The organism is Thauera sp. ZXT1-4 (assembly GCF_052598215.2).
In genome coordinates, this window is sequence record NZ_JBQWSN020000021.1 from 26,771 (window position 1) to 39,196 (window position 12,426).

The 12,426-nt window shown below is 67.4% G+C and carries 9 protein-coding genes; 5 read left to right on the forward strand and 4 right to left on the reverse strand.

Features of this window, described 5'->3' with window-relative positions:
* Positions 1-2: 2 nt before the first annotated feature.
* Entirely contained in the window at positions 3-1,976 is a 1,974-nt protein-coding gene (locus ACUH78_RS14355) for a CHASE domain-containing protein (protein ID WP_445333803.1), read from the reverse strand.
* Between the two features lie 189 nt (positions 1,977-2,165).
* On the opposite strand from ACUH78_RS14355, the gene ACUH78_RS14360 reads away from it, so the two are divergent.
* From ACUH78_RS14360 to ACUH78_RS14380, 5 genes are all read left to right on the forward strand, one after another.
* Positions 2,166-3,422: a lipoprotein-releasing ABC transporter permease subunit gene (locus ACUH78_RS14360; RefSeq protein WP_435751112.1), complete on the forward strand. Its 1,257-nt coding sequence runs from the start codon at positions 2,166-2,168 to the stop codon at positions 3,420-3,422.
* Positions 3,415-4,116: a lipoprotein-releasing ABC transporter ATP-binding protein LolD gene (gene lolD, locus ACUH78_RS14365; protein WP_435751113.1), complete on the forward strand. Its 702-nt coding sequence runs from the start codon at positions 3,415-3,417 to the stop codon at positions 4,114-4,116. The genes ACUH78_RS14360 and lolD overlap by 8 nt, the downstream gene beginning before the upstream one ends.
* Before the next feature lie 99 nt (positions 4,117-4,215).
* Positions 4,216-6,240, forward strand: coding sequence for a methyl-accepting chemotaxis protein (locus ACUH78_RS14370; RefSeq protein ID WP_418363198.1), 2,025 nt, complete (start codon positions 4,216-4,218; stop codon positions 6,238-6,240).
* 128 nt (positions 6,241-6,368) lie between these two features.
* Entirely contained in the window at positions 6,369-8,780 is a 2,412-nt protein-coding gene (locus tag ACUH78_RS14375; protein WP_445333804.1) for a DNA internalization-related competence protein ComEC/Rec2, read from the forward strand.
* Positions 8,781-8,931: 151 nt separating this feature from the next.
* Complete coding sequence (locus ACUH78_RS14380; RefSeq protein ID WP_418363196.1) at positions 8,932-9,855, forward strand: alpha/beta fold hydrolase; 924 nt, start codon at positions 8,932-8,934, stop codon at positions 9,853-9,855.
* Positions 9,856-9,862: 7 nt separating this feature from the next.
* Here ACUH78_RS14380 and rsgA read toward each other — a convergent pair whose 3' ends face one another.
* Genes rsgA through ACUH78_RS14395 form a run of 3 tightly spaced genes read right to left on the reverse strand, consistent with a single transcriptional unit; the run spans position 9,863 to position 12,421 of the window.
* The gene (gene rsgA / locus ACUH78_RS14385) at positions 9,863-10,828 is read right to left on the reverse strand and encodes a ribosome small subunit-dependent GTPase A (protein ID WP_418363195.1); all 966 of its coding nucleotides are present in this window, start codon (positions 10,826-10,828) and stop codon (positions 9,863-9,865) included.
* Positions 10,825-11,139, reverse strand: coding sequence for a hypothetical protein (locus ACUH78_RS14390; protein ID WP_418363194.1), 315 nt, complete (start codon positions 11,137-11,139; stop codon positions 10,825-10,827). Before ACUH78_RS14390 ends, rsgA begins: the two co-directional genes overlap by 4 nt.
* Before the next feature lie 22 nt (positions 11,140-11,161).
* Complete coding sequence (locus tag ACUH78_RS14395; protein ID WP_418363193.1) at positions 11,162-12,421, reverse strand: M48 family metallopeptidase; 1,260 nt, start codon at positions 12,419-12,421, stop codon at positions 11,162-11,164.
* Positions 12,422-12,426 lie beyond the last annotated feature (5 nt).

Here is a 12,426-nt window from a genome sequence, read left to right on the forward strand (position 1 = left end):
GACTACGCGATCGCCTGCGGCGTGGTTGCGAAGCGGTTGCGCCCGCCGGCCTTGGCGCGGTACATCGCCTCGTCCGCACGGCGCAACAGGTCTTCGGCGCGCTCGTCCGCACCGCTGAAGCCGCTGATGCCGATGCTTGGCGTGTTGTGGCAGGCCTTGCCGTCGAGAATGAAGGGGCGGTTGAGCGCTGCGAGGACGTTCTCGGCGATATGCTGGGCCTTTTCGCTGGCTTCCGCGCTGGTGTCGCCCAGGTCTTCGAGCATCACCACGAACTCGTCCCCGCCCAGCCGGGCAACGGTGTCGCCTTCGCGGACGCTTTGCCGCAGCCGCGTGCCGACTTCACACAGGAGCTGGTCACCCGCGTCGTGCCCGTGCATGTCGTTGACCATCTTGAAGTGATCCAGATCGACGAAGAGCAGGGCACCATGACGCCCGCTGCGGCGACTGTTGGCAATGCCCTGACGCAGGCGGTCGAGCAGGAAGCGGCGGTTGGGCAACTGCGTCAGCGTGTCCACGAAGGCCAGGTTGCGCACGGCTTCGACTGCAGCGCGCTGTTCGGTGATGTCCACGATCACGCCGTCCAGCCATTGCGCCTGCCCCGTGGCATCGACATGCGCCTGCCCGCGCTCACTGACCCAGCGCTGCCGCCCGCTGCGGTCGATGATGCGGTATTCGACTTCGTATGGGCTGTGCGTGGCGATCGCCTGCTCGATCCGCGTGGACACGTGCGGGATGTCATCCTCGGCCATGAAGTCGCCGAAGGTGAGCTCCCCGTTCATGAAACGCGGTGCGTCTGCTCCCGTGAGGCCTTCGATGCGCTGGCTGACGTGAATGAAGCGCCATGGGGCTCGGGGCTCGGAGCGGAACACCACCCCCGGCACGTTTTCCACCAGGGTGCGGAACTGCTCGCGGCTGTCGGCCAGCCGCGTCGCGGCGGTGGACATGCGCTGGCGGTGATGCGCATTGATGTAAAGCATTGCGAACAGCAACAGGTCAAGGGCGAGGCCGCCCACCAGTACAAGCGCAGGCGTGCGGTTGACCGCCAGGGTCTCGAAGTGCCTTGTGCTGCTGAAGCGTGCGACCCAGGTGCGCCCGCCGAACTCGACCGGCAGCGTGGCGCTGAATGCCGAGGCATGCCCGTCCGGCACGTTCGAGAACATCCGCTGGTGCTCGCCAACGCTGCCGTCGAAGAGCTCCACGCCCATCGCGCCGGGAGATACGCCGAACACACGCTCCATGATCCTCTGCGTGTGAAATGCGCCGAAGACGTAGCCCTGCAGCTTGTTATCCGGTGAGGGTGAGGCTTCTGCGTCCGCATGGGCGGTGTAGACGGGGAGATAGATCAGGAACCCCGGCATGGGCCGCTCCGGAGCGCTCTGGATCAGCATCACCGCTTCGCTCAGCGCCGTGGTGCCGCTGTCGCGAGCGGCTTCCATTGCAGCCCTGCGCTTGGGCTCGGTGAGCATGTCGTAGCCGAAGGCGGGGGCATTCACTGCGTCGAGCGGCGAGATGAACACGATGCTGCTTTGCGTGTCGTTCTCGGTTTCCGGATGGATGCGAAAGCCGGGGAAGCCTTCTGCGCGCACCGCGCGCTCGACCGTTGCGCGCTTGTCCGCGCCGAACACCGGGGCGTAGCCGATGGATTGTACGCCCGGAAGAAAGCGCTTCAGGTCGAGGGTTTCGATATAGGCGCTCCACTCCCAGCGGTCCACGCGTTCGCTCCCCGCGAATAATCCGGCGACCCCGCGCAGCATCTGTTCATAGGCCTCGAGTTTCGATAGCAGCAGCCCGTGCTCGATTTCAGCGCGCAGCCGAAAGCGCTCCTGGGTGCGGCTTTCGAACTGCAGGTCGAAATGACGCCACGTCACCAGCGTCACCGCGAGCGCAAGGCCCAGTGCCACCCAGGCAACCGACTTGCGGTCCAGCAGGGTGAAGCCGGTCTGGAATGAGGCTGGCTTTGGGGTCGCCACGCTCATGGGCATTCATCCTCGATTGCATGTCTGCAGTTTTCCACGATTCCCACCGAGGAGCCAGTCGCCTCCTCGAACTATAGAGGACGGATCGTGACGATGCTTACATTCACATGCCTTTCGGGCTCGCCAGTGCGGTCCTGGCCGTGCACAATTCGGGCCCTTGCCATGTGGAACCGGGACCCGAACACTCCGATGCGCTACGAATTTCTCGTCGGCCTGCGCTACACGCGCTCGCGCAAGCGGGCGCAGGGACGCAACCGCTTCATCTCGTTCATCTCCCTTGTGTCGATGTTCGGCATTGCGCTGGGGGTCGCCGCGCTGATTGTGGTGCTTTCGGTGATGAACGGCTTTCAGGAAGAACTGCGCACGCGCATCCTGGGCGTGGCCTCGCATGTGCAGGTACACAGCCCGGAGGGTGGCTTGCTGCGCTGGCAACAGGTTGCCGACGACTCGATGCGCCACCCCTCGGTGCTGGCCGCTGCGCCCTACGTGCAGGAGCAGGGCATGCTTTCGTTCGACGAGGGCGTGCGTGGCACCATCGTGCGCGGCGTGATTCCGGCCGAGGAGGACAAGGTGGCCGATTTTGCCCGCTACATGCAGGTGGGCAGCTTCGACGCGCTGCAGCCCGGGCGTTTCGGAATCGTGCTGGGGCGGGATCTGGCGTTTGCGCTGCGCGCGCGGCTTGGCGACAAGATTACGCTGATCGCGCCCCAGGGACTGGTGACCCCCGCCGCGGTGCTGCCGCGGGTGAAGCAGTTCGAGGTGGTGGGCATCTTCGAGGCCGGCATGTACGAATATGACTCGGGGCTGGCCCTGGTGCATATGGCCGACGCTCAGGCCCTGTACCGGCTTGGCGACGCCGTGAGCGGGGTGCGCCTCAAGCTCGACGATCTGTTCGGCGCGCCGCGCGTGGCGCGCGAACTGGCGCTGAGCATCACCGAGCCGGGGCTCATCGTGTCCGACTGGACGCGCAGCCATGCCAACTTCTTCCGTGCCGTGGCGCTGGAGAAGACGATGATGACGCTGATCCTGTTCCTGATCGTGGCGGTGGCGGCCTTCAACATCGTGTCCACGCTGGTGATGGCAGTGCAGGAGAAATACGCCGACATCGCCATCCTGCGCACCCTCGGTGCGAGCCCGGGCTCGATCATGACGATCTTCGTGCTGCAGGGGTCGATCATCGGCCTGGTGGGGCTTGCGGCGGGGGTGATCGGAGGGCTGGCGATCGCCAACAATCTCGATGTCGTGATTCCTGCGCTGGAGGCGCTGACCGGCGCAACCCTGTGGAACAAGGAAATCTATTACATCAACGAACTGCCCTCGAAAGTGCTCGGCGCGGATGTGGTGACCATCGTCTCGGTCTCCTTCGTGCTCACGTTGCTGGCCGCGCTGTACCCAAGTTGGCGGGCCTCGCGGGTCAATCCGGCGGAGGCGCTGCGTTATGAGTGAGGCCATGGGCAGGACCGGCGAGCAGGCTTCCGTGGTGGCCTGCTCGGGGCTCTCGAAGCATTTTCGCGAGGGGGTCGATGCGGTGCGGGTGCTCGATGGGATCGACCTCGAGGTGCGGCGCGGCGAGCGGATCGCGATCGTAGGTGCTTCCGGTTCCGGCAAGAGCACGCTGATGCACTTGCTCGGCGGGCTGGACGTGCCCAGCGCGGGCAGCGTGCGGCTGATGGGGCAGGACTTTTCCGGGCTATCGGAAACGGCGCGCGGCCGCCTGCGCAACGAGGCGCTTGGTTTCGTCTACCAGTTCCACCACCTCCTGCCCGAGTTCTCCGCGCTCGAGAACGTCGCGATGCCGCTCTACATCCGGCGCGTGCCACGCGCCGAGGCCGACGAGCGCGCTGCGCAGATGCTTGGCGAAGTGGGTCTCGCACATCGCCTCGACCACGCGCCGGGCGAGCTCTCCGGCGGCGAGCGCCAGCGTGCGGCGATCGCCCGGGCGCTGGTGTCGCAGCCCGCCTGCGTGCTGGCCGACGAACCCACCGGAAACCTCGACCGGCGCACCGCCGAAACGGTGTTCGAGCTGATGCTCTCGCTCAACGAGCGGCTGGCGACGAGTTTTGTGATCGTCACGCACGACGAGGCGCTCGCGGCCCGCGCGCAACGGGTGCTTCGTCTGGTGGACGGACGTCTGTGCTGACGTTTCGATCCACTTTTCGCAAATCTTAAAGTTTCCGCAGGGGCAGTCGATAGACAATTCATCTCTTTCCAGCTTCGGCTTCCGGGCCGGCCCACGACGATGAAACTGCTCTTCCTGCCCGCCATCCGCCTGCTTGACAGGCTCAGCTATCCGTTCAAGTTCGGTCTCATCATTCTCGTCTGTGCGGCGGCCTCGCTGGTCTTGCTGTCGCAGATCTTCACCAGCCTGCGCGAGGAGATCCGGGTCACCCAGCAGGAGATCGCCGGACTCGAGCTCTTCGATGCCGGTTTCGCGGTCATCCTCAAGACCCAGCAGCACCGCGGCCTCTCTGCCGGCGTGCTCGGCGGGTCCAGCGACCTCGTGCCGCGGCGCGAGCAGAAGGCCGTCGAGCTGAAGGCTGCGATGAACGCGCTTGATGCAGCGATCGCCGCCGACCCTGCCTGGGCCGTGCTCAAGCCAGGCTGGGAGAAGCCGCGCGCCGAGCTTCTTGCCCTGGCTGACACCGGCCTTCGCCTGAGCGGCCCGGAGAACTTCGCTGCACACACCCAGACCATCGGGCTGATGCTGCGCTGGCTCGGGGAGTTGGGTGACGTATCCGGTCTGGCCCTGGACCCTGAGCAGGCGAGCGCAAACCTCATCGCGCCGATGCTGCAGACGTTGCCGGAACTCAGCGAACGTCTGGGCCAGTTGCGCGCACGTGGCACGAACATCGTCGCGCGGCGCGAACTGCTGCGCACGGACGAGTATGGCGTCGTCTCCCTGCTTGCGGAGATCAACCGCGCAGAATCCGCACTGCTCGAGCGTCTGCAGCGCACCGCGCGCGCCAATGCGGCCCTGTCAGGGCGCCTGGGTACGATGGGGCAGGAGATTTCCAGCGCGGTGGCGCAGGTGCGCACGACCGCCGAGCAGGAGGTGCTCGACCAGCGCTTCACGATCAGCTCGGCGGCCTTCTTCGAACTCGTCACCGGAGCGATCGACACCGCGGTGCGCAACTTCGACCAGGTGCTGCGTCCCGAAACCGGTCGCCTGCTGGAGGCGCGCCTGTCGTCGCTCAACCAGCGGCTGATGACGCAGATCGTCATCTCGGCGGTGGCGATGGTGCTCGCGGCCTATCTGTTCATCGGCGTCTATCTGGCGATCCTGCGCTCGGTGCGCGAGCTCTCGGCTGGGGCGCAGGCCTTTGCCGCGGGGGATTATCGGGTGCGGGTGGTGTTCTCCGCGCATGACGAGCTTGCCGAGGTGGCAAACCAGTTCAACGCCATGGCGAATCAGGTCTCCGGCCTGATTCGCGAGATTCAGCAAGGCGCAGAAAAGGTGGGCAGCGCCGCGACCGAGCTCAACGCGTCTGCACGGCAGGTGCTGGAGGGCTCCGAGACGCAGAGCGATGCCGCCTCGGGTGTGGCCGCCGCGGTCGAGGAGATGTCGAGCGGGGTCGATGGGATTGCCCATCACGCCGCCACTGCCCAGCAACTGGCCGAGGACTCGGGCAGGCTCTCGGCGGAAGGGCGCGAGGTGATGCAGAAGTCGGTCGCCGAGATGGAGCGCATCGCGCAGGCGGTCGATATGTCGAGCGAGGCGATCCAGGCGCTGGGCGAAAAATCGCACCAGATCAGCACCATCGTCGATGCGATCCGCGACATTGCGGACCAGACCAACCTGCTCGCCCTCAATGCGGCGATCGAGGCCGCACGCGCGGGCGAAAGCGGCCGTGGCTTCGCAGTGGTGGCCGACGAGGTGCGCAAGCTCGCGGAACGTACTTCGCTGGCCACGCAGGAGATCAGCGGCATGGTGGTGGCGATCCAGCAGGGGACCGAGCGTGCCGTGGAAACCATGCAGCAGGGCGTGACGCGGGTGCGCGATGGTGTCGAGATGAGCAACCGCGCCGGGGCGTCGATGGCGCAGATCAGCACCGGTGCCGGGCAGGTGCTCGATGCGGTGCGCGAGATCTCGACCGCACTCAACGAGCAGAGCCAGGCGAGCACGCAGATTGCTCGCAATATTGAGCGTATCGCCGACATGGCCGAGCACAACAGCGGTACGGTGCGCGAGACGGCGTCGACGGCAGAGACCCTGGAGGCGCTGGCCAGCGCACTGCGCCAGCAGGCGAGCCGGTTCAGGGTCTGAGCGCAGGGCTGCAGCGTCTGCCAGGCCGCTCTTCGGAGCGGCTTTTGTTTTGGCTCGCAGGAGGGTACAAGGCAGGCGGAAAGTGCTGTCCAGTAGCGCCTTGAACATGCCTTCGGCATTATTCGGGCATGAAGATCTTCGCGGCAGCCTTCCTTTCTGGCGTGTGCCTGGTGCAGACGCGCGCAGCGCTGGACGGCTGGCTGGTGGCAGGTTTGGCTGTGCTGCTGCTCGCCGTGCCGTCCACGCTGGCGTGCGCGTTGCTGCGTGCCCGGTGCTCCGGTGCGCGCGGTTGCGCAGGATTTTCGGTGGCGATGGGGATGGCGATGGCGGCCTTGGCCTTCGGTGCAGGGGTCTCGTGGACCGCCTGGCGCGCCGAGCTGCGGCTGCAGGACCAGCTTGGCAGTGCGCTCGAGGGCGTCGACGTCGTCGTGCACGGGCGCGTGGCCGGTCTCCCCAGCGCGCGCGAGGGTGGCTGGCGTTTCGTGTTCGAGCTCGATCCGTCTCTCCCCGGCCTGCCTTCCCGCGCGGAGCTCTCCTGGTACCCCGACCGGCGGACGGGAGCATTGCCGCCCGCGCTTCAGGCCGGCGAGCAGTGGTCGTTCGAGGTGCGCCTGCGCCGCCCGCGCGGCCTGGCCAACCCCGGCGGTTTCGATCAGGAGGCCTGGCAACTCGGGCGCGGTGTCCGCGCCACCGGATACGTCCGCGGCAAGGCGGTGCTGCTCGACCCGGAGCCTGACCGGTTCATGCATCATGTGCACCGTCTGCGGGCGCGGGTGCGCGATGCGCTCCACGCGGCGCTTCCTGCTGGTGAACAGACCGGTCTGCTGGTGGCGCTGGCCGTAGGGGAGCGCGGTGAGATATCCCCCGCGCAGTGGGACATCTTCCGCCGCACGGGCGTCGGGCATCTGGTGTCCATCTCCGGCCTGCATGTTGCACTGGTCGGCCTGCTGTGCGGTGGTGCGTTGGGGGCGGTCTGGCGGCGTGCTCCGGTGCTGGCGCTGCGCTGTCCTGCACAGAAGGCGGCTGCACTGGGTGCGCTCATCGCTGCAGGGGGCTATGCGCTGCTCTCCGGTCTGGGAATCCCGGTGCAGCGCGCGTGGCTGATGCTGCTCGCGGCTGTGCTCGCGCTGTTCGGCGGGCGCTCGGTGGCGCCCTCTCAGGTGCTCGCGCTGGCCTTGCTGGGGGTGCTCGTGGTGGATCCATGGGCGGTGCTGTCGGTAGGGTTCTGGCTGTCCTTCGGTGCGGTCGCGGTGATTCTGGCAACGCTCGGCGGCCGGCCGCATGCGGTGCGCGGCTGGCGTGCGGCGGTCCGCATCCAGCTCGCAGTGAGCTTCGCCCTGATGCCGCTGCTGATCGCGCAGTTCCAGTCCTTTCCGCTCGTTTCACCGCTGGCGAACCTGCTTGCAGTGCCGCTCGTCAGTCTGGTCATCGCGCCGCTGACCTTGCTCGCCATCGCCTGGCCGCATCCTGTGCTGCTGGCGCCCGCGGATGCCGTGGCGGGCCTGATGATGAAGGCGCTGGAATGGATGGCGGCGTTGCCTTATGCCTTTCACGAGCACGCTCCGCCGCCTCCATGGCTGACTGCGGTGGGGCTTGCGGCCGTGGCGGCGCTGCTGTTGCCTCGGGGCACGCCAGGACGGGTGGCCGCTCCGCTCGTGCTGGCGAGTCTGCTCGTGTGGCAGCCTTCGCGGCCCGCGCAGGGCGGATTCGTCGCGCAGGTGCTCGATGTCGGGCAGGGCCTTGCGGTGCATGTGCAGACGCGTTCGCACGACCTGCTGTTCGATGCCGGGCCTGCCTGGGGTTCCGCGAGTGACGCGGGCGAGCGGGTGATCCTGCCTTATCTGCGCGCTTCTGGTGTGCGCAGGCTGGATCGGCTGGTGCTCTCCCATGCCGATGCCGATCACGTCGGGGGCGCGGCCTCGGTGCTGGCCGGTGTGCCGGTGGCCGAGGTGATCGCCGGGCAGACCGAGGCTGTGCCGGGTGCGCATGAGCACAGGATGAAGGGACGGCCTCGTGCGGTCGCCGTACCCGTACGAATGGCCTGTGCGGCAGGTCAGTCCTGGGCGTGGGATGGCGTGCTGTTCGAGTTCCTGCATCCATCGCAGGGGGCGGATTCATCGCGGCCGCCGGGCAACGATAACGATGCCTCATGCGTGCTGCGCGTGCGTGGCGCAGGCGGGAGCCTTCTTCTTCCGGGGGATATCGGCATCCGGGTCGAGGCGTCGCTGCTTGCTTCACACGGGGAAGATGGCCTGCGCGCCGAGGTGGTGGTGAGCGCACATCATGGCAGCCGCTCCGCTTCATCAGCGCGCTTTGTCGATGCGGTACTGCCCGAGCATGTGGTCCATACGGCAGGCCATGGCAACGCCTTTGGCCATCCACACCCCGAGGTGTGGGCACGCTGGGCGGATGTGGGTGCGCGCAATTGGCGCACGGATGCGCAGGGGGCGATCCGCATCGACGTGAGCGACCGCGTAGAAGAGGGGGTGTCGGTGTCTGCCGCGCGGGTGTCGGGTGAACGCTACTGGCACGGGCGCTGAGTGTGGGCAGGAGGGCGGCTGAGGGCGGGGGCAGCCCGCCAGCGCTGCGCGGGTAGCTCCTCCTTTTGCGGTGCTTCCTTCCTGCGGGAAGGTGCCGCTTCGGGCTAGACTTGAAGCCCGGCTACCCGACTGCGCAGCGCGCCTCCTCATCATGTCCCTGTTCGATTCGCTCCGAAGTCTCTTCACGCCGGCCCCGGCTACCCCGCGCTCCGCAGGCTCGCCGCGCGAGCGCAGCGTACAGTGCATGGGGCCGCATGGCCTGCACCGCATGGCCTACACCGAATGGGGTGATCCGCAGAATCCGCGCGTGCTGGTGTGCGTGCACGGGTTGACCCGCAACGGGCGCGACTTCGACGAGCTCGCCCGGGCGATGGCGGGGGAGTATCGCGTGGTGTGCCCGGATGTGGTCGGGCGCGGACGCAGCGAGTGGCTGGGGGTGAAGACGGACTACGGCTTTCCGGTCTATCTCTCCGACATGGTGACGCTGATTGCCCGACTCGACGTGGAGACGGTGCACTGGGTCGGAACCTCGATGGGGGGCATCATCGGGATGCTGCTCGCCAGCCAGCCCCAGACGCCGATCACGCGCCTGGTGCTGAACGATGTCGGCCCGGTGATCACCGCCTCGTCACTGATCCGCATCGGGCAATACGTGGGCACTGCGCCCCGGTTTCCCGACATCGGGGCTGCGGAGCGCTACATCCGCCAGGTGAGCGCGCCCTTCGGCCCGCTGTCCGACGCACAGTGGCAGCATCTCACCCGCTATTCGGTGGGCGCCACCGACGACGGCGAAGGGGGGTTCCGCATGGTGTATGACCCGGGCATCGGCGATGCCTTCCGCAATACGCCCATCGTGTCCGACGTCGATCTGTGGCCGATCTATGAAGGTGTGCGCTGCCCGACACTGGCGCTGCGCGGCGCCGAGTCCGACCTGCTCGAGCGCGGCACATTTGCCGCCATGGCCGGGCGTGGGCCGTGCGCCCAGACGGTGGAGTTTCCCGGCGTTGGCCATGCGCCGATGCTGATGGATCCGGCGCAGATCAGCGTGGTGCGTGCGTTCCTGCTGGCAGACTGAGCGCGTTTCACCAGCCCGGGTTCAGGCGGCGCGCCTCTGCGATCTCGCCGCGGATCGTGCAGAAATGTTCCCAGCGTCGGGCGTGGATCTCGCCCGCTTCCAGCGCAGCGAGCAGTGCGCAGCCCGGCTCGCTGTCGTGCCGGCAGTCGCGGAAGCGGCAGTGCCCGAGGTGGGGGCGGAACTCCACGAAGGCCTCGGCCAGATCGTCCGCGGACAGGTGAGCGAGGCCGAACACCTGCAGTCCGGGGCTGTCGATCAGCCAGCCCGCATCGCCCGTGCCGTTCTCCTTCCCTTGGCCTTCGGGTATTGCCGGTAGCGGATACAGGCGGGCAAAGGTGGTCGTATGCTTGCCCGAGTCCAGCGCGTCCGAAATCTCGCGCGTGGCGGCCTGCGCCTCGGGGATGATGGCGTTGGTCAGCGTCGATTTGCCCATGCCCGACTGGCCGACGAAGATCGCCCGCAACCCACTCAGGCGCCGCCGAAGTCCATCGGCACCCTCGAGCGCGGAGACTTCGAGCACTTCGTAACCGAGCCGGGCGAAGGGCTCCAGCTGCCTGCGCGCGCCGGCGAGCCGGTTCGTCAGGTCGGCCTTGTTGAGAACGATCAGGGGCGTGATGCCCTGGCTCTCGGCCGCTGCGATGCAGCGCGATACCAGCAGGTCGGAGAACCCGGGTTCGGTCGCCACCACGATGATGATGTGGCTGAGGTTGGCGGCGATCAGCTTCTCGCGGAACGCGTCCGAACGCCACAGCAGGTTGCGTCGCGGGGTGAGCGCCTCGATCACGCCCTGGCCATCTCCACCGGGCACGACCTCCACCTCGTCGCCGCAGGCGTAGCTGCTTTTCTTGCCGCGCGGGTAGCACTGCAGGTGGCCGGCGGCGGTGTCGACCTCGTAGTGGCGGCCGAAGGCGGCGACGATACGTCCGTGCGTCCGGTGGGGGCTCGATGAGCCGGGGCGTGCGCGTGTTCTCACTCGAACCTGTAGTACTTGCTGTTGAGATAGCCGGCGAGGTGGTGCTCGTCCTCGGGGAACAGGTCGAGGTTGAGCATCGTCGTGCAGGCGGTCAGCTGCTGGGATAGCGCGCTGGGCGAACTCACGCGGCGATCAGGGCGCAGGTAGATTGCCGAACCCTCCTCGCCGCCGAAGCGTTGCTCGTGGCACTCGACACACATGCGCTTGTGCATGTCCATGGCCTGTGCATGATCTGCGCCGGGGAAGGGGTCGGCGTGCGCGGCGAAGGGAAGGCCGAGGGCCAGCATCGCGGCAAGGGTCGTCCTGTTCATGTCTGTCTCCTCTCTATCGTGGTCATGCCGACTGTCTTGACTGCAGCATCGCCACCCGCAGCGCGGCGGGCGGGTGGGAATCGAAGAAGCGGGAGTAGAGCGGGTCCGGCGTCAGCGTCGCCGCGTTGTCGCGGTAGAGCTTGACGAGTGCGCGGACCAGCGCCTCGGCGCGGGTCTGGCGCGCGGCGTAGTCGTCGGCCTCGAACTCGTGCGTGCGCGACCAGTGGCTCAGCACCGGCGCGAGCGGAAAGGTGAATACCGGCAGGGCGATGAAAAACAGCGCGAAGGCGCTCGCCATGTCCTGTGCGCGCATGCCCAGGCCGCTGAAGAACCAGGGCTGGCTCATCAGCCAGCCGAGCAGGCCGAGCAGGGCGAGGCTGGCGGGCGCCAGCACGGCCAGTCGCTTGAGCAGGTGCCGGCGGCGGAAATGGCCGAGCTCGTGCGCGAGGACCGCCTCGACTTCGTCGGGCTCGAGCTTGTCGAGCAGCGTATCGAAGAACACGATGCGCTTGGTCGCACCCAGCCCGGTGAAGTATGCGTTGCCGTGTGCGGAACGGCGCGAGCCGTCCATCACGAACACGCCGCTGGCGCGAAAGCCGCAGCGCTGGAGCAGCGCTTCGACACGTGCCTTCAGGGCTTCGTCGGCGAGCGGGGTGAAGGTGTTGAACAGGGGGGCGATGAACGTGGGCCACACCACCATCACGAGCAGGTTGAAGCCAAGCCAGAAAAGCCACACCCAGAACCACCACAACGCTCCCATGGACTGCGTGATCCACAGCAGCGCCCCGAGAAGCGGCAAGCCGATCACGACCGCCAGCGCCCCTTCGCGCAGCATGTCGGTGGCAAACAGCCGCGGGGTCATGCGGTTGAAACCGTAGCGACGCTCGATGCCGAAGGTGCGTACCAGCGCAAACGGCAGCTCGACGGCCCAGCCCACCACGCCAAGGCTGGCAAGCAGTGCCACCCCGTGTGCGATCTCGCCAGGCACGAGCAACTGCGCCCACAGCGTGTGCAGTATGTCCAGGCCGCCGCCCAGTGTCAGCGCCAGTGTCAGCGCAGCCCCGGCGACCGCGTCGATGGCACCCAGGCGTGCGCGCTCGAAGGTGTAGTCGGCGGCACGCTGGTGCGAGGCGAGTGGAATCGCGCCGGCGAAGCTGGAGGGCACCGTATCGCGGTGGGCCTTCACATGCCAGGCGTGGCGGTGCAGCAGCCACAGTCGCACGATCAGGCCGGCGCCGAGTGCGAGCAGGAACAGGAGGCTGAAGGAATCAGGGGCGTTCATCTAGG

Excerpts from the sequence above, each read along its gene's own strand:
- ACUH78_RS14390 (WP_418363194.1), bottom strand. The coding sequence starts at position 11,139 with ATGAACAGGACGACCCTTGCCGCGATGCTGGCCCTCGGCCTTCCCTTC.
- ACUH78_RS14395 (WP_418363193.1), bottom strand. The coding sequence starts at position 12,421 with ATGAACGCCCCTGATTCCTTCAGCCTCCTGTTCCTGCTCGCACTCGGC.
- ACUH78_RS14380 (WP_418363196.1), top strand. The coding sequence starts at position 8,932 with ATGTCCCTGTTCGATTCGCTCCGAAGTCTCTTCACGCCGGCCCCGGCT.
- ACUH78_RS14375 (WP_445333804.1), top strand. The coding sequence starts at position 6,369 with ATGAAGATCTTCGCGGCAGCCTTCCTTTCTGGCGTGTGCCTGGTGCAG.
- ACUH78_RS14355 (WP_445333803.1), bottom strand. The coding sequence starts at position 1,976 with ATGAGCGTGGCGACCCCAAAGCCAGCCTCATTCCAGACCGGCTTCACC.
- lolD (WP_435751113.1), top strand. The coding sequence starts at position 3,415 with ATGAGTGAGGCCATGGGCAGGACCGGCGAGCAGGCTTCCGTGGTGGCC.
- ACUH78_RS14360 (WP_435751112.1), top strand. The coding sequence starts at position 2,166 with ATGCGCTACGAATTTCTCGTCGGCCTGCGCTACACGCGCTCGCGCAAG.
- ACUH78_RS14370 (WP_418363198.1), top strand. The coding sequence starts at position 4,216 with ATGAAACTGCTCTTCCTGCCCGCCATCCGCCTGCTTGACAGGCTCAGC.